Source organism: Thermoanaerobacter siderophilus SR4 (assembly GCF_000262445.1).
Classification (GTDB): domain Bacteria; phylum Bacillota; class Thermoanaerobacteria; order Thermoanaerobacterales; family Thermoanaerobacteraceae; genus Thermoanaerobacter; species Thermoanaerobacter ethanolicus.
Map to the genome: position 1 here is coordinate 1471530 of NZ_CM001486.1, position 22025 is coordinate 1493554.

Sequence of the window (22025 nt, forward strand, 5' to 3'; positions counted from 1 at the left end):
ATATGGTATACTTAATAGTGCAAAGTAGCGAAAAGGCAGGGATATAAAATGTATGGAGTAGTATTAGAAGGTGGAGGAGCGAGAGGGGCCTATCAAATAGGAGTTTATAAGGCACTGATAGAGGAAGGAATAGAAGTAGGAGGAATTGCAGGCACTTCTGTAGGCGCTTTAAATGGGGCTGTATTAGTGCAAGGAGATTTTGAAAAGGCTTATGAGCTATGGTATGATATTTCTTATTCCAAAGTCATAAAGGCTGAGGATGAAGAGATAGAGAAATTGAAAAAGGGTAAGCTGGAAAGAGAAGATATCCTTTTATTAGTTCAAAGATTAAAAGGCATCATTGGAGATGGAGGCTTAGATATAACTCCTTTGAGGAATTTATTACAAGAAGTTATAGATGAAGACAAGATAAGAAGGTCAGGGAAGGATTTTGGCATTGTGACAGTGTCTTTAAGTGATTTAAAGCCGTTGGAATTATACATTGAAGACATTCCTCAAGGGAAATTGGTAGATTATTTGATGGCAAGCGCTTACTTGCCTATTTTTAAGAGGGAAAAAATTGATGGAAAAAAGTATATTGACGGAGGGATATACAACAATCTTCCTGCTAATTTGCTAATGGACAAGGGATATAAGGACTTGATAGTCATAAGGACAGGAAGCTTTGGAATCGTGAGGAAACTTGATTTTAAAGGCTTAAATGTTTTGGTCATTTCTCCAAAAGAGGATTTAGGAGGGATATTAGATTTTGATAAAAATCTTTCCAGGTATAATCTTAAATTAGGGTACTTTGATGGTCTAAAAGCTTTAAAAGGACTAAAAGGATATAAATATTATATACACCCAGAGGAAAAAGAAGAATTTTTTATAAATTATCTTTTAAACTTAGAAGGGGAGAAAATAAAAGATATAAAGGAGATTTTTAGAATCAATCAAGAAATACCTGACAAAAGGGCTTTGTTTGAATTTATAATACCAAGACTTTGTGGAATCTTGGACTTAAAAGATACTGCTGATTACGAAGAAATATTTTTAGCATTGTTAGAAAATTTAGCAGAAACCTATGATGTAGATAGGTTTAAAGTTTACACCTATGCTGAACTTATAGAAGAAATAAAGAGAAAAGTTAGAATAGAGGAAGAGGAAGAAGAGGGCAATATAATCGAGAAAATAATTAAAAAAGTGGATGTGCTTTCTTTGTTTACAAAAAGTGAAGTCATAAAAGAATTAGGTAGGATTATTTTTAGTTAAATTTATGACAAATTTTTTTATTCCAATAATAGAGTATAATAAGTGTGAATACTAAAATATAAAACTGGAGGTAGTAAAAGTGTCAGAAGAAAAGGCAAATAGAATATACGATGTAAAAACATTTTATAAGTTTGTAGAAGATTTATTGACCCATGGAGGGCAGCCTAAACCTTCTAAAAAAGTGAAGTTAAGCAAAGATTTTATGGAAAGGATTATGCTGGCGGTAACACAAGTGAATGGTTGCCCCTATTGCAGTTATTTTCACGCCAAAGAGGCTTTGAAGTCAGGTATGTCAAAGGAAGAGATAAAAAATTTGTTAAATGGAGAATTTGGAGATGTTCCGGAAGACCAAGTGGTAGCTTTAATGTTTGCTGAGCATTATGCTGAGACTGCAGGACATCCTGATCCAGATGCCTATAAAAGACTTTTGGAGACTTATGGAGAGGACTATACTTATAGCATTATGAACGCTATAAGAGCTATTATGGTAGGTAATACTCATGGCAATGCTTTTCATGCTTTAAGAAGAAGATTAGGAGGTAAACCTCTTCCTAACAGCACATTGGGAAATGAATTAGGAGTAGTGTTTGGCATATTTGTATTTGTACCGGTCATACTAATTAAACAGCTTTTTAGAAGAAAGAATTAGCTTCTTATTTTCCTTTTATATGGCACGGTTTTTTATAGCCTAGTGTCAATCATTATGTATTTTGCTTTCTTCCTTACAAAGGCTGATGGTATCCTGCAAGAGTAATGGAACTATGTTGATAATGAGTTTTTGGTGTGATATTGCGAAAATAAAGGAAAGGGGGATTTAATTTTATTTATTTTAAACTTATTCCAATGTAAATCAGTAAAGGTATAGCTATTATATGGATAAGAAGCCACCAACCCCAACCTATAGAAGGAGTCCATTTTGTCATGTTATCACCTCCTCTTCCTATACAAACCTTATTGTGTTCAGTATAAGAAGTATTTATTCATTTATTGGAAGGAGATGAAAAGACTAAAAAAGTGTTTTTAAAAAATTCCTAAAATTAAAATAAAAGAGGGTCTTGTATGACTGTTTTGATTTTATCAATTATAGGAGTTATTAGTGGTTTTATATTATTTTCACGAGTTATTATTAAAAATGGTGTTCAACATTATACTGGTAATGTAAGGGTTTCTGTAATTATTCCTGCTAGAAATGAAGAAAAAATTTACCATATCTTCTTGATAGTCTACAAAAACAAACTTATAAGCCTTATGAAATAATTGTAGTTGATGATTTTTCTGAGGATTATACAAGCGAAATAGCTAAAACTTTTGGAGCTAAAGTGATAAAAAATAGGGAATTACCCAAAGGATGGACAGGGAAAAATTGGGCTTTGTGGAATGGCTTTTTGGAGTCTAGTGGAGATGTACTTATTTTCCTTGATGCAGATGTGAGACTATCTCCTTTTGCAGTAGAGTCTCTTCTTAAGGAACAGGTGAAAGTTGGGGGAGCAATATCTGTAATTCCTTATCATTACACAGATAAGTTTTATGAAAGGCTTGCTCTTATAACTAATATTTTAGGGATATTTGCTTTTACTTCTCCTTTTGAAAGAAAAAGTCCAAAAGGCTTATATGGATCATGTATAGTAGTGGATAGGGAGAATTATGAGAAAGTTAAAGGGCACTATAGTGTAAAGGGAGAGCTATTAGATGACCTTAATTTAGGTAAAAAGTTCTCAGATGCCAAAATTAACATTAAAAATTTTATTGGATATGACCTTGTCTCTTTTAGGATGTACCCTTATGGTATTATAAGCGAAATACAGGGATTTAGCAAAGGAGCAATTTTGAGTGCAAATACTTTAAGTTTTGGAACGATTTTCTTGATAGTTTTATGGCTTTTAGGACTTGTATTAGTGGGATTTATAACTCCTTTTTTGGTTTTTTCTCATTCGCCTATTGCTATTTTTTACGAAATTGGCTATCTTTTTTATACTCTGCAAATACTATATTTTACAAAGTATACAGGAAGATTTGGTATATTTATTCCTATTTTTCATTTTATTTCGACAGCCTTTTTTATACTAGTAACTTTACATTCCTTTTATCAGGTGGCATTTAAGAAAAAAGTTTTATGGAAGGGTAGGGAAATAAGTGTAGAAAGAAGGAATAATGTATGATTATTCTGCTCAGCATATTGGAGTTTGGCTGTGGTTCATTGATGTTTTCATATTGGATGGGGCTTATGCTGGGAAAAAGATTAGAAGAAGTGAGGGATGGAAATCCCGGAGCTTTCAATTTAGGTCATGCAGCAGGCTTTAAAATGGGAGTCGTTGGCGCTACTTTTGATTTTATGAAGGGCTATTTTCCGCTGGTGTATTTTCTTGAAAAAGGGTATGTTACAGGAAATGCTATTGCAATTGTGGCAATAGCTCCTATTTTAGGCCACGCTTTTTCACCCTTTTTAAAATTTAAAGGGGGCAAAGCATTAGCCACTACTTTTGGAGTGTGGAGTGCCATTACTCGTTTTAAAGCTTCTTTGACCTATGCTGTCATTTTAGGTATTTTAAAATTAGGTGAGAGGCGGTATAATAGAGGAAAGCCTTCTATACCTGAAATAGATGCTGTATTAGACCTTGTAGGTTTTGGTATTCTAGGTGGGCTGTTGTTTTTGAGTAGTGTTGAAAGTTATTTACTTTTACTGTGGATGCTCAACTTTGCTGTGCTTTTATATAAAAGAAAGAATGATATGAATATTGTTTTAAAGGCCAAAATGGTAAAATAAAATATAATTTTAATTAAAATCAAGTTGGGAGTGTATGAGGTGGAATCTATTTATATTGCAATAACTGGATGTCAATATTATTACGGCACAAAAGTTTTGAAACCAGGCACGATTGTAAGATTAGAAAAGGATTTGTACAATGACTATGATGATGAAGCAATATCTGTTACCCTTGCCCCATTAGGACAAGTAGGATATGTAGCTAATAGTGTTGGAACTGTTCCAAGAGGTTGTTATAGTGCAGGGCGAATTTACGATAGATTTGGGAGTCATGCCTTTGCTGTGGTAAAATTTGTGACAAAGGACCTTGCTATTGCAGAATTTTTAGAAGAGGACTTTGTAAAAGTTACTATAAAGTTCCGACTAAAAGAAAAAAGAAAGAAAAAGTACAAAAATAAAACTTAGATGGTGAGAAAATATGGAATACAAACAAGCATCTATATTTGATAATGAAGTGAAAAAAATAAACCTTTGGCCGACAGGATGAGACCCAAAACTTTAGATGAGTTTGTAGGTCAAGAACATCTTTTAGGTAAAGGGAAATTACTTAGGGAATTGATTGAAAAGGACAATATTACTTCAATGATTTTGTGGGGGCCGCCAGGGGTAGGTAAAACTACCCTTGCTATGATTATAGCCAATATGACAAATTCTAAATTTATCACCTTTAGTGCTGTTTTATCAGGAATCAAAGAGATAAAGGAGATAATGGCAAAAGCTGAATTGGATGCTATGTATGGAACTAGAACTGTTGTATTTATTGATGAAATTCATCGCTTTAATAAAGCTCAGCAGGATGCTTTTTTGCCTCATGTGGAAAAAGGAAACATAATATTAATTGGTGCAACTACAGAAAATCCTTCTTTTGAGGTAAATTCAGCGCTTTTGTCTCGTTCTAAAGTTTTTGTCATGAAACCTCTTACAGAAGAAGATTTACTTGTACTACTTAAAAGAGCTTTAAGGGATAAAGAAAGAGGTCTTGGAATGTATGATATAGAAATTAGCGGAGATCAGCTTAAGAAGATTGCACTTTTTGCAAATGGAGATGCGAGAGTTGCTTTAAATACATTGGAGATTGCAGTTATGGCAGCAGAGGTAATTGAAGGGAAAAGAATTGTTACAGATGATATATTAGCAGATGCAATGCAAAAAAAGACTTTACTGTATGATAAAGAGGGAGAGGAGCACTATAATTTAATATCAGCTTTTCACAAATCTTTAAGAAATAGCGATTGGGATGCGGCAGTGTATTGGCTTGCAAGGATGTTAGAAGCGGGAGAAGACCCTCTCTATGTCGCAAGAAGGATGATACGCTTTGCCTCTGAAGATATTGGGCTTGCAGATCCTCAAGCTCTTGAAATGGCTGTTGCAGCATATAATGCTTGCCATTATATTGGAATGCCTGAATGTAGTGTAAATCTGGCACAGGTGGCAATATATTTAGCGTTAGCTCCTAAATCTAATGCGGTATACGTGGCATATAATAAAGCTAAAAAAGATGCAGAAGAGACAATTGCTGAAAGTGTGCCTATGCATTTAAGAAATGCTCCTACAAAGCTTATGAAAGAATTAGGATATGGCAAAGGGTATAAGTATGCACACGACTTTGAAGAGAAAGTAACAGATATGCAATGTCTACCGGATAATCTTAAAGACAGGAAATACTATGTACCGACGGATTCTGGTTTTGAGAAGGACATACAAAGGAGATTAGAGCAAATCACCAACTTAAAAAAGAAAGGAAAATAATTTTGAGCTGTTTAATAAAAAGGGGCAGTTGCCCCTTTTTATTAAACAGCGTTTTTAGGTTCTTCCCATATGATGATGCCAGGTACAAATAACAAAATTATCAAAATGATGATTATAATCCAAATCCATTGGTTTTCATGGTGTTTGTGTTTGTCAGACATAAACTTACCTCCTTTTTTAGGTTGACTTCTACTTTATAATATGAAAGATATATTATAATGGCTACAAATTATAAAAGTCTCCTAGCAGTACGCACTGCAAGGAGACTTTATGCTTTTAAACATTTGGGCCTGATTTTTTAATTTCTTCAGTTACATCTTTGTATTTTTTAAAGTTTTCTGCAAATCTAGTTGCTAAATTTTTTGCTGCTTTTTCATATGCTTCTTTATCGGCCCATGTATTTTTGGGATTTAAAATTTCAGAAGGTACCCCTGGACAAGAGGTAGGTATGCTTAAATTGAAGATAGGATCTTTTACAAATTCTACGTTGTCCAATGAGCCATTTAATGCAGCTGCCACCATTGTTCTTGTGTAAGTTAAATTAATGCGGCTTCCAATCCCATAAGGTCCACCAGACCATCCAGTGTTTACTAAATAGACTTTTGTATTGTATTTTTCGATTTTTTCTCCTAACATTTTTGCATAGACCATTGGCTTTAAAGGTAAAAAGGGTGCTCCAAAGCAAGTAGAAAAAGTAGCTTGAGGCTCTGTGATACCTCTCTCTGTGCCCGCTAATTTGCTGGTGTAACCGGATAAAAAATAATACATCGCTTGCTCTTTTGCAAGTTTAGCAATCGGTGGCAAAACCCCAAAAGCGTCTGCTGTTAAAAATATAATTGCTTTTGGATGCCCTCCCATTCCACTCGGGATGGCACCAGGTATAAAGTCAATAGAATAGGCTGCCCTTGTGTTTTCTGTAATTTTATCACTGCTATAGTCGAGCTCTCTTGTATTTTCATCATATACAACGTTTTCAAGTACGGTGCCAAACTTTATAGCATTCCAAATTTGAGGCTCTTTTTCTTTTGAAAGATTTATGCATTTAGCATAACATCCTCCTTCAAAGTTGAAAATGCCTTTGTCTGACCATCCGTGTTCATCGTCTCCAATTAAAAACCTCTGAGGGTCTGCAGAGAGGGTAGTTTTTCCCGTTCCTGACAAGCCGAAAAAGAGGGCGGTATCTCCATCTTTGCCAATATTGGCAGAGCAATGCATTGATAACACGCCTCGTTTTGGCATTAGATAGTTCATGAGGGTAAAGATTGACTTTTTGATTTCCCCTCCATACTGAGAGCCACCGATTATAATTAGTTTTTTAGTGAAACTTAATATAATAAAAGCTTCAGAATTTACACCGTCTAATTCAGGTATAGAGTTGAACTTTGGTGCAGCAATTAGCGTGTATTCGGGGATGTGATTTCTAAGTTCTTCTTCATTAGGGCGAATGAACAATTGGCGTGCCAGTAAACTCTGATACGCATATTCTGTTATAACTCTTATAGGAATTCTATATTGAAGGTCAGCACCTACAAAACCGTCAAATATAAAAATGTCTCGATTTTGTAAATAAGCAGTTAAGCGGTTGTACAACCTTTCAAATTTATCCATAGAAATAGCTTTATTATTTTCCCACCATATATCTTCATGAACTTCTGGTTCATCCACAATAAATTTATCATTTGGAGAACGACCTGTGTATTTACCGGTATAAACATTAAAAGCACCATTATTTGCAAGTACTCCTTCTCCTCTTTTTATAGCTTCTTCAACTAATTTAGGGACGGGAAGATTACGGTAAACGTTTTTAACATTGATTATATTTAATTTTTCAAGACCGTACATTTAATATGCCTCCTTTTAATTTTATAAAAGCTAATTTGCATTTTAATGTGTTTAAAATTGCAAAAATATCTTATAAAGTTTAAAATTAACATTTACAATAAAATTCTAACATTATTCAAATATTTTTTCAAGTGGTACAAAATTTTTGGCTAAAATTTAAGGGATTTATGTCGAAATTTATGATATAATAGAAAAAAGTCCTTATCAACTTGAAATCGACGTGACAAGGAGTGAAACTAATGGAAAAGTGCTTTTGTGGTGGCAAAATAGAGATACAAAATGTAGAATATAAGTTGGTAAGGGGGAAAAGGACTATAATAATTAAAGATGTGCCGGCATATGTTTGTCAAAAATGTGGTGCAGTCTATTATGATACAGAAGTGCTTGATGAGGCTTTTAAAAATAAAGATAAGTACGAATATATTTCAACAAAATAGCTTATAATTAAAATTGCCAAAAGGATAAAAGAGGTCAGGGGACAATTTATTATAAGTGTGTGTCAATACCTTTTTAATTAAATAGCGAGAAAGATAGACTACATTTTCATCATTTATGACTTTATCTATGTCAAAAAAAGCTGCGGCGTCATTTTCTATTCCGTCAGAAGTAGGAGTTCCTGAAACATAATCTAACAAAAAAACAATGTATATTTCCGAATTGCCATCGGGAAGTATTATACTTCTTATAGAAATGATATTTTTTACACGGGTTTCTATTGAAGTTTCTTCTTTTATTTCTCTTAAAACTGCATCGTCTATATTTTCACCGGTCTCCACATGGCCGCTGGGTATTATCCATTTGCCTTTAAATTGGCCGTAAGTATGCCTTACCAATAAAACTTTATTATCTTTTATGACAATACCGCCTACTCCTACAATTATTTGTTTCATAAAATCACCAACCGCTGTATTTTATTTATAAATTGATTATACCACATAAATTTTTTGCATTAAAATAAATTAGAAAATGGTGGGAAAATGAGATTAATCGTTGGAGAAAATGAAAAAGGCGTTATATTAGAAAATTTTTTGAGGAACAAAGGTTTTTCTAAAAGACTTATTAGAATTTATAAGTGGCAAGGAGAAATATTAGTAAATGGCGTAAAAGAAAATGTACAAAGAATTTTACAACCAGGGGATGTGATTGATTTAATCCTTCCCGAGGTAGATTCTGATATTGCCCCGGAAAAAATGGGTTTGGATATATATTATGAGGACGAGGATGTTTTAATAGTTGATAAACCAGCTGGAGTAGTTGTGCATCCAACAAAAAGATATCAAAGTGGTACTCTTGCAAATGGGGTAGCGTGGTATTTTAAAGATAAAGGAATAAAGGCTTTGATTCGACCTGTTAATCGCTTAGATAAGGGTACGTCGGGTCTGGTTGTATTTGCCAAACGTCCTTTTATGCAGTATTATCTTCAAATTGTAAAGCCTATGAGTAAACTTTATTTTGCAGTAGTAGAAGGAAAAATGGAAGGGGAAGGTCGAATTGACCTTCCTATATCGAGAAAACCACAAAGTGGCATTGAAAGAATGGTATCCGAGGAAGGAGATAGAGCTATAACCAATTACAAAGTGATAAAAAGCAGTGAAAGGTTTTCTCTTTTAAAGGTAAAAATTGAAACAGGAAGAACTCATCAAATAAGAGTACATTTGAGCCATATTGGACATCCTATTGTAGGAGATACATTGTACGGCTCTTCTGATGATTATATTAAAAGGCAAGCATTGCATGCTTACAGGCTTACTTTTGTACACCCTTTAGAAGAAAAAAGCATTTCTGTTTATTCGCCTTTGCCACAAGATATACAACATTTACTAAAATTATTCTAATCCTTCTAAATCAAAATCAGGGATGAAATCTTCACTGGCGCTTTCTATTTCTTGAATTAAGCCATTTTCAAGGCCTATCTCAAAGAAAAAATCTATAGCTTCATCATATTCTTGAGGAGTGATTTTTCTATTTATTTCTGGATACTTTTGAGCTTGATAATAAGGGGTATATTGACTCATTAAGCTTACATATATTTCTTTTGGGAGGTTTTCTTTAATCCACAAAAGAATTTTTTTAGTGTCCTCTACAAATCCCGGCATTATGAGATGTCTTATCACTAAACCTCTTTTTAATATTCCTTCTTCGTCAAATTGAGGTATTCCAACCTGCCTATACATTTCTAATATGGCTTTTGTTGCGTGTTCAAAATAATTAGGAGCTTTGGAATATTTTTTTGCAAGAGCGTCATTGTAATATTTGAGGTCGGGAAGATATATGTCAATTAATCCCTCCAACATTTTTAAAGTTTCTACATTTTCATAGGCGTTTGTATTATATACTATAGGTATTTGAAGCCCTTGCCTTTTTGCTAATAAAATCGCCTCTTTTATTGAGAAGACATGGATTGTAGGAGTAACAAGGTTTATGTTATGGGCACCTTGCTTTTGTAAATTTAAAAATACTTGTGCTAATTCTTCTACTGTTGGAAATTTACCAAATTGGTATTGACTTATTTCGTAATTTTGACAAAAGACACACTTTAGGTTACAACCACTGAAAAAAACTGTTCCAGAGCCTCTTGTTCCACTTATAAAAGGCTCTTCCCAATGATGCAAATAGGCTTTTGATACTTTTACCTGCCAAGGCATGTTACAAAGTCCTTTTGATTTTGACCTGTCTACATTGCAGTTTCTTGGACATATATTGCATTTTATTGCTGGTTCCATAGAAATTCCCTCCACTCAATATTATATCATTCTTTATTTTTTTGTATAAAGCTTGTATTTTCTATATTTTACACTTGCAATTTAGTAAGATTTGTCGTAAACTATAATTGTAAACGAAAAACCAAATGAATCCTGTGAAGTTTGTATTAGGCTAATTTGTTTTCAACCAACGCACCTTTTTCGGGAATCCGGGTTCATCAGTGGAAGAAATGCCTGCTAAGACAGGACTTCAGAAGCTGATGACAGGGTACCCACCTGCGAGAGCGGGTATGAAAACATAGCCTTACGGCTTCGTGGGACAAAAATTAAAAGTCCTTCTGGAAGGAAGGGCTTTTAATTTTTTGCTACGATAGTGTATAATCGTGTTGAGGTGATTTTTATGAAAATTGCTATCGCAGGTAATATTTATAAATACCCAGGAGGGACAAAATTAGAAAATATTGCAAAAAAATTTGAACATCTTTACAATGGGATAATAGTGGCTGCGAAAGTCGATAATGAATTAGTCGATCTGAACTGCACAGTTTCAAAGGATAGCACAGTGGAGTTTGTAGATACGACGATTGAGGAAGGTACGAGGATATATAGAAGAAGTTTGACTTTTGTTTTTATTAAAGCTGTAAAAGAGCTACTTCCTGGAGCTACAGTTACTATTGAACATTCTTTAGGGAAAGGATTGTATTGCGAGATACATGGTTATTCTCTCAACAATAAAATTGTTTCTATGATTAAAAAGAGGATGGAAGAAATAATAGAGAAGGATTTAAAAATCGAAAGAAAAATGTTGCCTAAAGAAGAGGCAATAAAGCTATTTGAAAAAGAAGGATTGACTGAGAAAGTAAAATTGTTTAAAGATACTGACAAAGACAAGGTTCCTGTTTATTATTGTGATGGTACAGTGGACTTTTTCTATAGCCCTTGTGTACCTTCTACAGGGTATCTAAAAGTATTTGATATACGTTTTTATTTTCCAGGCATTATTTTAATTGCTCCAGATGTATATAATCCCCGCTCTTTGCCTGCATTTGTGGATGTTCCAAAACTTGCTTCGATTTTTAAAGAGGCAGAGGACTGGGCAAGTATTTTAAACATAAGTTATGTTTCTTCTTTGAACGACATGATAAAACAAGGAAGAGGTAGAGATTTAATATTGGTTTCTGAAGCATTTCATGAGAAGAAAATATCCAAAATTGCAGATTATATAGCTTCAAACAAAATGATAAAAGTAGTGCTTATTGCTGGACCCTCTTCTTCAGGGAAAACCTCTTTTATTCATAGACTTAGTGTGCAGTTGAGGGTAAACGGACTAAAGCCTTTTCCGATATCATTAGACAATTATTTTGTGCCAAGAGAACTTACTCCGAAAGATGAGTTTGGAAATTACGACTTTGAGTCCATAGATGCATTAGATTTGCCACTTTTCAATGAGCATTTAATAAAGCTTATTCAAGGGGAAGAAGTAGAAATCCCTATTTTTAACTTTAAAACAGGGGAAAGAGAGCCAGAAGGAAGAAAAGTAAAACTTGACAAAAATCAAATTATTTTGATGGAAGGGATTCACGGTCTAAATGAAAAATTGACTTTGCAAATACCTAAAGATAATAAATATAAAATATACGTGAGTGCTATTACGCAGCTAAATCTTGATGAACATAATAGAATATCTACTACTCAGACAAGATTAATAAGGCGCATGGTGAGAGATAGCCAATTCCGTTCTAGTGATGCGGCAGAGACTATAAACATGTGGCCTATGGTCAGAAAAGGAGAAGAAAAATGGATTTTCCCTTATCAAGAACAAGCGGATGTCATGTTTAACTCTTTTTTACCTTATGAGCTACCTGTATTAAAAAAATATGCAGAGCCTTTGCTTAAGAAAGTTTCCCAAGACAATCCTGCTTATTCTATCGCTAAAGAAATATTAGAGTTTTTGAGTTATTTCCTTCCATTAGAAGATGAATTAGCAATACCTCCCAATTCTATCATAAGAGAATTTATAGGCGGCAGTTGCCTTGATGTTTAAGTTTAGGAATCTTCAATGGACTCTTGCTTTATTTTGTAGAATTTTTGCAAAAAAAGAAGGAATATTTAAGGTTTTGTAGAAATAATAAGAAAAGGCTAATACCTATGTTGTAATTAATGCAACCTAAAACAGGAGGGATTTTTATGCTCAAAAGTATCAAGTTTAGGCTGTTGATGTACGGTGTTATTTTGGCGGGTGTAAACAGTATTTTAGTTGCTTTTTTTGTGACCTATTTTGCAAGTAGAAATACAGTTGTGCCTTATGTAGAGGCTTTTATTGTAACAGTTGTTATAGCTGTTTTACTTCATTGGATAATGTTCGAAAAAAGTATGATTTTAGCAGTTGAAAAAATGAAGGAAGCCATTGAGGGAATAGCAAAAGGGGATTTGACGAAAAAAATTGACATAAAAGGTGATGATGAATTTGAAACGTTAGCTAAATCTCTAAATAGCTTTTTGAATAACTTTAAAAGATTAGTTACAGAATCTCAACAAACTGCGGAACAAACAGTTGTTGGGTCAAAAAAATTAACACATGAGATTGATAACGTTACCAATGCTGCAAAAGAGATTGCTGCTGCTTTAGAAGAAATTGCAAAGGGGGCAGAAGAGCAAGCAGAAGCTGCTCAGCAAACTGCCAAGGATGCTAATCAAGCTTTTGAGTTTAATAAAGAGATTAAAAGTAAATTTAATGAAACTAAAGATTTAAGCTTTGAGATGGGAAAAGTAATAAAAGAAAATGAAGCGATTATGACTGAATTGATGAAAAGGATAGAAGAAAGTGCTAACAAGAATAAGGAATTAATTAAAGAAGTATTGGATTTAAGAGAAAGAGCAAATAAGATAACAGATATAATTGGAATGGTGAATAAAATTGCAGATCAAACAAACTTATTAGCTTTAAATGCTGCAATAGAGGCAGCAAGAGCAGGAGAACAAGGAAAAGGCTTTGCTGTGGTAGCACAGGAAGTGAGAAATCTTGCAGAGCAGTCTGCTTCTGCTGCGGGAGAAATAGTTTTACTGACTAAAAACATTCAAGAAAAATTAAAGAAGTTTCGGGGAAATTGGAACAAGAAATTCAAAACGCGTTAGAAAATTTGTCTTATACAAATACTGCAAAAGAAAAGATAGAAAATGTAGTAAAATCTAGTAGCAGAGTTATAGAGGCGATTATGTCTGTAGACAACTTAGTAAACTCTCAATACGATAAAATTAAAGAAATTAAAGAACTCAATCACAAGATTGCAGCGGTTACACAACAAACTGCAGCAAATACCCAGGAGACATTAGCTTCTACTCAAGAACAAGTTTCTTCAATGGAAGAATTAAAAAAAATGATGGGAAAATTAAATAACTTTGCAGAAAAATTGCAGACATTAGTTAAAAAATTTTCTAGCACAGTAAAACTTACACAAGAGCAAAAAAGAAAAATTGAAGAGGCTAAAAAGATACTTCAGAGAATAATAGAAGAAAACAAGGAACAGCTGTTTGGGAATAGAGCAAAAGAGATAGTCATGGAAATAATAAAGAAATATCCAAATTTTGAGTTGGTATTTTCTATTCTAAATAATGGAGATATAAAAGCTATTTCAATGGAAGTAGGAATTTCTAATGTATATCACAGGTCTTGGTTTCAACGGGCTATTGAAGGGGAAATAACAGTGACAGAGCCTTACATTTCTTTAGCGACAAACGAAATTTGTACTACAATTGCAATTCCTGTTTACAATTCAGAGAAGAAAATAATAGGAGTTTTTGGAGGGGATGTACAATTAGGTAAATAAAATAGTACTTGTAAGCATAAAATATAATAAATATTACTTGAAATGTTATTTTTAAAGTGGTATAATGTTCTTGAAATGGAATTTTGGTTTTTTGGGTCAGTTTGATATTTTGGGATAAAAAATAAAGTAGAGGAGGAGTTATGATGAATGTGATTGACCCGCTTATCAGTGCTGTTATTAACTATGTAGAAAAAGACCCAGAGAAAAATTTAGACAAAATAGCTAATCTTCTGTCAAAAATTGCAATAATGCCCAATCATAAACAGCAAATAGAAAGTGTGAAGAGATTTTTAGATGACAAAGACAGCAATTGGTACAGATTTGCAATGAAACTTCTTAAAAATATTGACAAAAACATTATAAAAACTTTAGGTGTTAATTTCTTTATAAATGCTAGCTTGAAAGGAATTCCAAAACAAAAAGAATTAGAAAACAAATTAGATATTAACATTCCGTGGGCAATTTTGATGGATCCAACTGAGGCTTGCAATTTAAGATGTGTAGGATGTTGGGCAGGACAGTACAAACCTCACAATCTTTCTTTTGAAGTGATGGATAGAGTATGTACAGAAGCAGAAGAGCTGGGCATATATTTTATAGTTTTGTCTGGTGGAGAGCCTACTGTTAGGATGAAAGATATTATAAAGCTTGCTGAAAGACATAAAAACCAAGTATTCCACTTGTTTACCAATGGTACTTTAATTGACGAGGATATGATAAAGGAAGTTAAAAGAGTAGGCAACATTACTTTTGCAGTAAGTATTAATGGTTTTAAAGAAAGTAACGATGCAATACGTGGAAAAGGTACTTTTGATAAGATTATGAGAGCAATGGATTTGATGAGAGAAAATGGGGTGCTGTTTGGATATTCAGCTACATCTACAAGAACAAATGTAGAGGAAATTTTAAGTGATGAATTTGTAGACATGATGATAGATAAAGGAGCTGCCTTTGCTTGGTATTTTACTTATATTCCTATAGGCAGAGACCCTGATATCAGCTTCATGGTTACACCTGAACAGAGAAAGTATAGCTATGAAAGAATAAATTATATAAGGGCTACAAAGGAACTTTTTGCAATTGATTTCTGGAATGATGGCGAATACAGTGGAGGATGTATTGCAGGAGGAAGAAGGTATCTACACATAAATGCAGCGGGAGAAGTTGAGCCTTGTGCTTTTATCCATTATTCTAATGTAAATATAAATGAAGTAAGTTTATTGGAAGCATTACAGTCACCTATTATGAAAAGCTATAGAAAAAGGCAGCCATTTAATCTAAATCATCTAAGACCATGTCCACTTATTGACAATCCAGAAAAACTTTTAGAAATAGTTAGAGAATCAAAAGCAAAACACACAGAAGCCAGTGAAGCTGCTCATATAGAGAACCTCTACGATGATTTAACAGTGGTTGCTGATAATTGGGGTAAAGTAGCCGACGAAATTTTGGAGAAAAAAATGGAAATAAAAAAGAGGCTTGACATAAATATTAAAATCCCCTATAAATTTAGATAGTATTACTTAATGGGGTGTTGAGATGCTGACAAATAGGAGGGTGGAATTTTTAAAAACACTAACTGAACTTTATGATTCAAAAGGTGAGCCCGTTCACTATACAGATGTGGCGCAGGCAATGAAAATTAGCAAATGGACAGCTTATGATATTTTAAAGGAATTAGAGAAAGGTGATTTTGTTAAGACCGAGTATTACCTTGGGGAGGAAAAAAGCCAAGGAAGATCTACTTTAAGATTTCTACCAACAGAAAAAGCTTATGAAATATTTAAAAAAGCGAATAAAGATGAATGGAATTCCCTAAGAGATACTTTGATTAAAAAAGTAAAAAATAGTAAGCCTAATTCTCTTGAGGAAATATTAAATGAGATGTTTCAGGCTACTAAGCCTATAGAATTTTGTGCATATGCTATTACTGCATTTTTACTAAAACTTAGGATGGCGGGAGGCCTTTCCATGGAGAGTATAGAAAATTTACTGGCCTCTGTTAATCCTACTTCTTCTTTAGTTTTATTTGTAGGAGCAGTATTAGGTGTTTTGTTGTACACTAAAGTAAAGAGCGATATAGACAAAAAATTGGCTGAAAACATTCAAAAATTTTATATCAATTTAAATAAACTGAATTCGCAAGATGTCAATTTACTCAATAACTTTTTGAGAGAACTCCTTGCAATTGTATAAGGCTATATGCCTTATTTTTTTGCATATTTTCAAAGAGAAAGTTAAAAACTATTGAAGCAATGGAAGGTTAATGATATAATGTATGTGTAAAATTTTACATAAAAAGATTAGGAGGTAATGGTATGAAAGTTTATGTCGACCAAGACGAATGCATAGCTTGTGGGGTTTGTATAGACATGTGCCCAGATGTTTTTGACTGGAATGATGAAGGGAAATCCCATGCAATTGTAGATGAAGTTCCAGCAGACTTAGAAGATTGCGCAAGAGATGCAATGAGCTCTTGTCCGACAGAGGCAATAAAAGAAGAATAACCCGGATTTTTCCGGGTTTTTTTATACATTTTTAATGAAGCTTTAGGGGAAAATATTGATAAAACGAAACATGGAGGGTTTTTATGGGGAAAAGAAAAAAGTTATACCCTAAAGCTGAGGATGAGTTAGATTCTTTGAAGCAAGAAGCTGCTGAAGAGCTTAATTTAGATGATGATATTGAAAAACGCGGATGGGAAAACATGACTACAAGAGAAGTGGGTAAAATAGGAGGAAACATGGTAAAGAAAATGATAAAATTTGCAGAAAAAGAAATAGATGAAAGAGACGGAAAAATTGATGAAGAAGATTAATTGGCTGGAGGACTATCCTTCAGCCAAAATTTATTCTTTGTGTAAAAAGAGGAAAAATTGATTTGTTGGCGAATAATTATTATTAAAAAGATTGGGTAGGTGTTGTTATGGGAAAGTTGAGTTTTAACAGATTAAAAAGATATGTAAATCCAGAAGTTTTTGATTTTGACACAACTGAAGAAATCCCTCCATTAGAAGGAATAATAGGACAAGACAGAGCGAAAAAGGCAATGGAATTTGGAATTAAAATAAAACAGAAAGGTTACAACATATTTATAACAGGAATAACTGGAACTGGTAAAACTAGTTTTGCCTCCAGTTACATAAAGAAGATTGCAAGAACGGAAGAAAGGCCAAATGATTGGGTTTATGTATATAATTTTGAAAAACCTGCTCAACCAATAGCGATAGAATTACCAGCTGGAATGGGCAAGCAATTCAAAAAAGACATGGAGGATTTTGTGGAACAACTCCAAAGGGATATACCTAAAGCTTTTGAATCGGATTCTTATGATATGCAAAAGAGTGAGATAATAAAGAAATACCAAGAAAAAAAGAGTGAGCTAATGGAAGAATTAAATACGCTTGCAAAAAGTTTTGGATTTGTCTTAAAAGATACTCGCACAGGTATTATAAGCATTCCTGTTATAGAAGGAAGGCAAATAAGTCAAGAAGAGTTTCAACAATTAGATGAAGAAACAAGAAAGGAAATTGAAAAAAGAGCTGCAGAATTTGAAGTAAAAGCTCTTCAAATATGGAAGGAAATACAATCTATTGACAAACAAGCGAGAGATGAAATTAAAAATTTGGACAATAATATAGGTCTCTTTGCTGTAGGTCATTTGATTGAGGATTTAAAGGGGAGATATAAAGTAAATGAAAGTGTGCTAAAATATTTAGAAAGCGTAAAAAAGGACATCTTAGAAAATATTGGAAGAGGGTAAATAAGCTAGAAGAAAAAGTTTTAGAATATTTCAAAAGGGACATATATCTTGTTGATGTTGAGGGAGAAAGAGTAGGAGTTGTCAATGGATTAGCTGTTATAAATTTAGGGGATTATGAATTTGGTAAGCCTTCAAGGATAACTGTCACCACATACCCAGGGGAAGAAGGGGTTGTAAATATTGAAAGAGAATCAAAAATGAGTGGTAGAATACACGACAAAGGAGTTATGATATTGACAGGTTATTTAGGGAGTAAGTTTGCAAAAGATTTCCCTTTGACCCTTTCTGCTAGAGTTGTTTTTGAGCAGTCTTATGAAGGAGTAGAAGGAGATAGTGCTTCCAGTACAGAACTTTATGCACTCCTTTCCAGCCTTGCAGAAGTTTCTATAAAACAGGGAATTGCCGTAACAGGGTCAGTCAATCAATTTGGGGAGGTACAACCGGTGGGAGGAGTGACCCATAAAATAGAGGGATTTTACAAGGTTTGTAAAGAAAAAGGTTTGACAGGGGAGCAAGGAGTAATAATTCCTCATCAAAATGTCAATAATTTGGTTTTAACAGAAGAAGTTATAGAAGCAGTTAAAGGAGGGCTTTTCCACATCTACAGTGTAAAAACAATTGAAGAAGGGATAGAAATTTTGACAGGAAAAAGCTTTGAAGAAATTTACGATAAAGTTTATAGAAAGCTTAAATATTATTATGGATTATTGTCTAATAAAAAAGAAGATAAAGGGGATAAATAGTGGATTGTGTAACTAAGGAAGAGATAAAAAAATTTGCACAACAAATTGGCATTGACTTAGTAGGTTTTGCAAGTCCTGATTGTTTGAAAGAATATAACAATTTTCTAAAAGAAAGAGAAAATTTAGGCTATAGTTGTTCTATTGAGGAGAGAGATATTCAAAAAAGAATCTCTCCTGAATTTATTTTGCCTGAAGTGAAATCCATTATAGCCATAGCTTTGTCATATAATGTAGAATATGAGGTTAAATATTACAGTAGAAGCTTTGGTATAGTTTCAAGAAGCAGCTGGGGAGTAGATTATCATAAAGTTTTAAAAGAGAAGATGGAAAAAACTTTCTGAATTTATAAAATCAAAATGCCAAGAAGTAAAAACAGTATGTTTAGTGGACAATAACCCGCTTTTAGAAAGAGAAATTGCCTACCATGCAGGGATAGGGTGGTTTGGGAAAAATGGACTTATAATAAACGATGAATATGGTTCATATATTTTTTTAGGAGAAATACTCATAAACAAATATTTTGAGCCGGATGCACCGCAAAAAACTAAATGTGGGGATTGTAATTTGTGTATAAAAGCTTGTCCTACAAATGCTATAGTTGAACCTTATATAATAGATGCCAATAAATGTTTGTCTTATATTACAGTCAAAAAAGGCAAAATAGAAGAAAAAATAGCTAAAAAAATGGGCAGAAGAATATATGGCTGTGATACTTGCCAGCAAGTGTGTCCTTTTAATAAAAGAGCAAAAAAGGTAGTAAGGCCAGAATTTGTACCGGATAAGTTACTGCCAAGACATGACTTAATAGAAATTTTAAATATGTCAAAAAAGGAATTTGCAGAAATTTTTGGACCAACTTCTTCCTCTTGGAGGGGAAAAAGTATTATAATAAGAAATGCTATAATTGCTTGTGTCAATACAAAGGAAAAAAGTTGTATAGAGCCTATAAAAAACTTGTTAAAGTCACAAAGTCCTCTTTTGAGAGGATATAGTGCATGGGCTCTTTCTCATTTGTGCGACAAAGATAAAGAAGTCGTGGTTGAAATAAAGGAAGCGTTAATTGAAGAAAAAGATGAATTTGCTAAAGAAATGATGGCAAAAGCGATAAATAGGTTAAAAGGGTGAGGAAATTGCAAATAACAAAGGAAGAAGCCTTAAAAGTCATAGAAATACTAAAAAATACTTATCCTAATGCTAAGTCAGGGCTTAAATTTACTAATCCGTTTGAGCTTTTAATTGCCACAATTTTGTCAGCGCAGTGTACAGACAAAAGAGTAAATATAATTACTGACAGGCTTTTTAAAAAGTATAAAACGCCGGAGGATTTTTTAAAGCTTACTCCTGAAGAGCTTCAAGAGGAAATAAGGGAATGTGGTTTGTTTAGGAATAAATCAAAAAGTATATTAGAGACATGTAAAATTTTAAAGGAGAAATACGATAGCAAAGTGCCTGAAACTTTAGAGGAATTGTTGACATTACCGGGTGTGGGGAGAAAGACTGCCAATGTAGTTTTAAGCAATGCTTTTTCCAAACAGGCTATAGCAGTGGATACTCACGTTTTTAGAGTGTCCAATCGCATAGGTCTGGCGGACAGTAAAGATGTTTTTACAACAGAGAAGCAGCTTATGGAATTAATACCAGAAAACTTATGGTCTTTATCTCACCACCTTTTAATTCATCACGGAAGAAATTTGTGCACAGCGCGAAAACCTAAATGTGATGAGTGCCCTGTAAATCATCTGTGTTTGTATTTTAAAGGAAGGAAAAATTAATATTTTCGTAACCTTTTTAAGAAATTATTAATTGTATTATAAAGCTAATTGTAATATTATACTATTGTAAATGGAAGAAAGGAATAGGAGAGAAGCAAATGCAAGCAAAGGGTGGTACTAAAAAAATAATTATTTTTATATTGCAATTATTTTATTGCTTTTGGTTTTCTTATCATCTTCTTTTGCGTATTTTTATTTAATGCTTAATTCTAAAGTTATTGCAAAGGGGATTTTTGTAAATGGCATAAGCATAGGAGGGATGACAAAAGAGGAAGCGGTAAATTTTCTTAAAAATAAGATAAAACTTCCTTCTTTTTCCATTACAGCTAAGTATCAAGACAAAGATTTTGTTATCACATCAGAAGATATCAATTTATCTTATAGCTATCAAGAAATGGTAGATGAAGCTTACAAAATAGGTAGAGAAGGAAATCCTATTGAAAGAGTGAGAGAAATTTATGTGACAGAAAAAGAGGGAAAGTATTTTAGCTTTTATCCCAAGTACGATGAAAATAAATTAAAAGAGTTTGTTGATAAAATTTCTCAAGAGATTGATAAAGAGCCAGTTAATGCGAAAATAAAAATTACAGGAGGAGTAAAACAAATTACACCAGATGTAGAGGGTGTAAAAGTTGATAAAGAGAAAACTTTAAAAAATCTAAAACAGCTTATAGATGAATTAGTAAAAGGAAAGACAGAAAAGACAGAAGTAGAGATTGTAGCGGAGAAAGTTGAAGCAAAAATTTCAAAATCAATGTTAGAAATGATAAATGGACGAATTTCCACTTTTTCTACAGTATTTAATCTTCAAGATGTAAACCGTTCGGGGAATTTAGCAGTGGCGGCAAGAGCCGTAAATGGAACATTGCTTTTGCCAGGAGAGACTTTTTCTTTAAACAAAACTTTAGGTCCAAGAATTATAGAAAATGGTTATAAAGAGGCACCAGTGATAGTAGGAAACAAGCTTGTACCAGATCTCGGTGGAGGTGTGTGCCAAATTGCTACAACCTTGTATAATGCAATTTTACGGGCGGATATAGCAATTACTGAAAGATACCATCACAGTTTTCCGGTAGCTTATGTACCACCAGGACAAGATGCTACTATTTCGGGAGATGTTTTAGATTTAAAATTTAAAAATTCTACTCAATATCCCATATATATTGAGTCCTACATAGAAGGCAACAAATTAGTAATGAACATATATGGTTATGTGAAAAATCCTTCAAGATGGATAGATATTCAGTCAGAGATTGTTGAAAAATATGAGCCTAAAATAAAATATATAGATGACCCGACCTTGCCTCAAGGAGAAGAGGTTGTGGATATACAGCCCCATACTGGCTATAAAGTCAATACATATCGTTTGATTTATGAAAATAACAAATTAGTTAAAAGAGAATTTTTATATACAGATGTGTATAAGCCAGTAGATGGAGTAATTAAAAGAGGAACTAAAAAAGTAGAAAAATCTAAACCTATAGACGAGGAAAAAAAGGATGGAAGTAGTGATTTGACTCCAGAACAAGAAAGCCCACCTCAGGATAGTGCGCTCCAGCCTACCAACCCTTAATTTCTTAAAAAAATTCCCACTTTCTATTTAAAAAGTGGGA

Annotated in this window: 19 protein-coding genes, 1 other RNA gene and 5 pseudogenes; 22 read left to right on the forward strand and 3 right to left on the reverse strand. The window is 33.3% G+C overall.

Annotated elements, in window-relative coordinates; genetic code table 11:
- The first annotated feature begins 48 nt into the window (after nt 1-48).
- The 7 genes and pseudogenes from THESIDRAFT1_RS07140 to THESIDRAFT1_RS07165 all read left to right on the forward strand — a co-directional run bounded on the left by THESIDRAFT1_RS07140 (nt 49) and on the right by THESIDRAFT1_RS07165 (nt 5764).
- On the forward strand, nt 49-1251 hold the full coding sequence (locus THESIDRAFT1_RS07140; RefSeq protein ID WP_006569958.1) for a patatin-like phospholipase family protein: 1203 nt from the start codon (nt 49-51) through the stop codon (nt 1249-1251).
- A 79-nt stretch (nt 1252-1330) separates the two neighbouring features.
- Complete coding sequence (locus THESIDRAFT1_RS07145; RefSeq protein ID WP_003868552.1) at nt 1331-1900, forward strand: carboxymuconolactone decarboxylase family protein; 570 nt, start codon at nt 1331-1333, stop codon at nt 1898-1900.
- 410 nt (nt 1901-2310) lie between these two features.
- On the forward strand, nt 2311-2508 hold the full coding sequence (locus THESIDRAFT1_RS15130; protein ID WP_341853111.1) for a hypothetical protein: 198 nt from the start codon (nt 2311-2313) through the stop codon (nt 2506-2508).
- The gene (locus THESIDRAFT1_RS07150) at nt 2508-3410 is read left to right on the forward strand and encodes a glycosyltransferase family 2 protein (RefSeq protein ID WP_341853123.1); all 903 of its coding nucleotides are present in this window, start codon (nt 2508-2510) and stop codon (nt 3408-3410) included. The genes THESIDRAFT1_RS15130 and THESIDRAFT1_RS07150 overlap by 1 nt, the downstream gene beginning before the upstream one ends.
- Nucleotides 3407-4015 carry a glycerol-3-phosphate acyltransferase gene (locus THESIDRAFT1_RS07155; protein ID WP_003868555.1) on the forward strand — a complete coding sequence of 203 codons (609 nt, stop codon included), beginning with the start codon at nt 3407-3409 and terminating at the stop codon, nt 4013-4015. The genes THESIDRAFT1_RS07150 and THESIDRAFT1_RS07155 overlap by 4 nt, the downstream gene beginning before the upstream one ends.
- Before the next feature lie 39 nt (nt 4016-4054).
- Nucleotides 4055-4420, forward strand: coding sequence for an HIRAN domain-containing protein (locus tag THESIDRAFT1_RS07160; RefSeq protein ID WP_003870945.1), 366 nt, complete (start codon nt 4055-4057; stop codon nt 4418-4420).
- A gap of 13 nt (nt 4421-4433) precedes the next feature.
- Nucleotides 4434-5764, forward strand: a pseudogene (locus THESIDRAFT1_RS07165) (replication-associated recombination protein A).
- A gap of 276 nt (nt 5765-6040) precedes the next feature.
- Here the strand turns inward: THESIDRAFT1_RS07165 and pckA are convergent.
- A complete protein-coding gene (gene pckA / locus THESIDRAFT1_RS07170) occupies nt 6041-7606 on the reverse strand; it encodes a phosphoenolpyruvate carboxykinase (ATP) (RefSeq protein WP_006569961.1) in 1566 nt (521 codons plus the stop codon).
- Nucleotides 7607-7845: 239 nt separating this feature from the next.
- Between pckA and THESIDRAFT1_RS07175 the strand changes: the two genes are divergently transcribed.
- Nucleotides 7846-8043: a YgiT-type zinc finger protein gene (locus tag THESIDRAFT1_RS07175; protein WP_003868657.1), complete on the forward strand. Its 198-nt coding sequence runs from the start codon at nt 7846-7848 to the stop codon at nt 8041-8043.
- Here THESIDRAFT1_RS07175 and THESIDRAFT1_RS07180 read toward each other — a convergent pair.
- A complete protein-coding gene (locus THESIDRAFT1_RS07180) occupies nt 8032-8496 on the reverse strand; it encodes an NUDIX hydrolase (RefSeq protein ID WP_006569962.1) in 465 nt (154 codons plus the stop codon). The genes THESIDRAFT1_RS07175 and THESIDRAFT1_RS07180 overlap by 12 nt on opposite strands.
- Nucleotides 8497-8583: 87 nt before the next feature.
- Between THESIDRAFT1_RS07180 and THESIDRAFT1_RS07185 the strand changes: the two genes are divergently transcribed.
- Nucleotides 8584-9441: an RluA family pseudouridine synthase gene (locus THESIDRAFT1_RS07185; RefSeq protein ID WP_003870765.1), complete on the forward strand. Its 858-nt coding sequence runs from the start codon at nt 8584-8586 to the stop codon at nt 9439-9441.
- Here the strand turns inward: THESIDRAFT1_RS07185 and THESIDRAFT1_RS07190 are convergent.
- Nucleotides 9433-10329 carry a radical SAM protein gene (locus THESIDRAFT1_RS07190; protein ID WP_006569963.1) on the reverse strand — a complete coding sequence of 299 codons (897 nt, stop codon included), beginning with the start codon at nt 10327-10329 and terminating at the stop codon, nt 9433-9435. The two genes, THESIDRAFT1_RS07185 and THESIDRAFT1_RS07190, sit on opposite strands and share 9 nt — an antisense overlap.
- A gap of 126 nt (nt 10330-10455) precedes the next feature.
- On the opposite strand from THESIDRAFT1_RS07190, the gene ssrS reads away from it, so the two are divergent.
- The 13 genes and pseudogenes from ssrS (at nt 10456) to THESIDRAFT1_RS07240 (ending at nt 21985) form a co-directional block, all read left to right on the forward strand.
- Nucleotides 10456-10633: non-coding RNA, 6S RNA (ssrS, locus tag THESIDRAFT1_RS12985), on the forward strand.
- 75 nt (nt 10634-10708) lie between these two features.
- Nucleotides 10709-12352 carry a nucleoside kinase gene (locus THESIDRAFT1_RS07195; protein WP_006569964.1) on the forward strand — a complete coding sequence of 548 codons (1644 nt, stop codon included), beginning with the start codon at nt 10709-10711 and terminating at the stop codon, nt 12350-12352.
- A 350-nt stretch (nt 12353-12702) separates the two neighbouring features.
- A pseudogene (locus THESIDRAFT1_RS14925) lies at nt 12703-12759 on the forward strand (hypothetical protein); the annotation flags it as partial.
- A 48-nt stretch (nt 12760-12807) separates the two neighbouring features.
- Nucleotides 12808-13443, forward strand: a complete 636-nt coding sequence (locus THESIDRAFT1_RS13985) for a methyl-accepting chemotaxis protein (RefSeq protein ID WP_425274154.1) — start codon at nt 12808-12810, stop codon at nt 13441-13443.
- Nucleotides 13416-14135: a methyl-accepting chemotaxis protein gene (locus tag THESIDRAFT1_RS13990; RefSeq protein WP_244262590.1), complete on the forward strand. Its 720-nt coding sequence runs from the start codon at nt 13416-13418 to the stop codon at nt 14133-14135. Before THESIDRAFT1_RS13985 ends, THESIDRAFT1_RS13990 begins: the two co-directional genes overlap by 28 nt.
- A gap of 143 nt (nt 14136-14278) precedes the next feature.
- Nucleotides 14279-15652: a radical SAM/SPASM domain-containing protein gene (locus THESIDRAFT1_RS07205; RefSeq protein WP_006569966.1), complete on the forward strand. Its 1374-nt coding sequence runs from the start codon at nt 14279-14281 to the stop codon at nt 15650-15652.
- A gap of 22 nt (nt 15653-15674) precedes the next feature.
- On the forward strand, nt 15675-16331 hold the full coding sequence (locus THESIDRAFT1_RS07210) for a helix-turn-helix domain-containing protein (protein ID WP_003870211.1): 657 nt from the start codon (nt 15675-15677) through the stop codon (nt 16329-16331).
- 122 nt (nt 16332-16453) lie between these two features.
- Nucleotides 16454-16642: a ferredoxin gene (locus tag THESIDRAFT1_RS07215; protein ID WP_006569967.1), complete on the forward strand. Its 189-nt coding sequence runs from the start codon at nt 16454-16456 to the stop codon at nt 16640-16642.
- Nucleotides 16643-16725: 83 nt separating this feature from the next.
- Nucleotides 16726-16953, forward strand: coding sequence for an alpha/beta-type small acid-soluble spore protein (locus tag THESIDRAFT1_RS07220; RefSeq protein ID WP_006569968.1), 228 nt, complete (start codon nt 16726-16728; stop codon nt 16951-16953).
- A 107-nt stretch (nt 16954-17060) separates the two neighbouring features.
- Nucleotides 17061-18640: pseudogene (locus tag THESIDRAFT1_RS14750) on the forward strand (Lon-like protease helical domain-containing protein).
- Nucleotides 18640-19765: pseudogene (gene queG, locus THESIDRAFT1_RS07230) on the forward strand (tRNA epoxyqueuosine(34) reductase QueG). Before THESIDRAFT1_RS14750 ends, queG begins: the two co-directional pseudogenes overlap by 1 nt.
- Before the next feature lie 5 nt (nt 19766-19770).
- On the forward strand, nt 19771-20412 hold the full coding sequence (nth, locus tag THESIDRAFT1_RS07235) for an endonuclease III (RefSeq protein WP_039929249.1): 642 nt from the start codon (nt 19771-19773) through the stop codon (nt 20410-20412).
- A 98-nt stretch (nt 20413-20510) separates the two neighbouring features.
- A pseudogene (locus tag THESIDRAFT1_RS07240) lies at nt 20511-21985 on the forward strand (VanW family protein).
- The last annotated feature ends 40 nt before the right edge of the window (nt 21986-22025 follow it).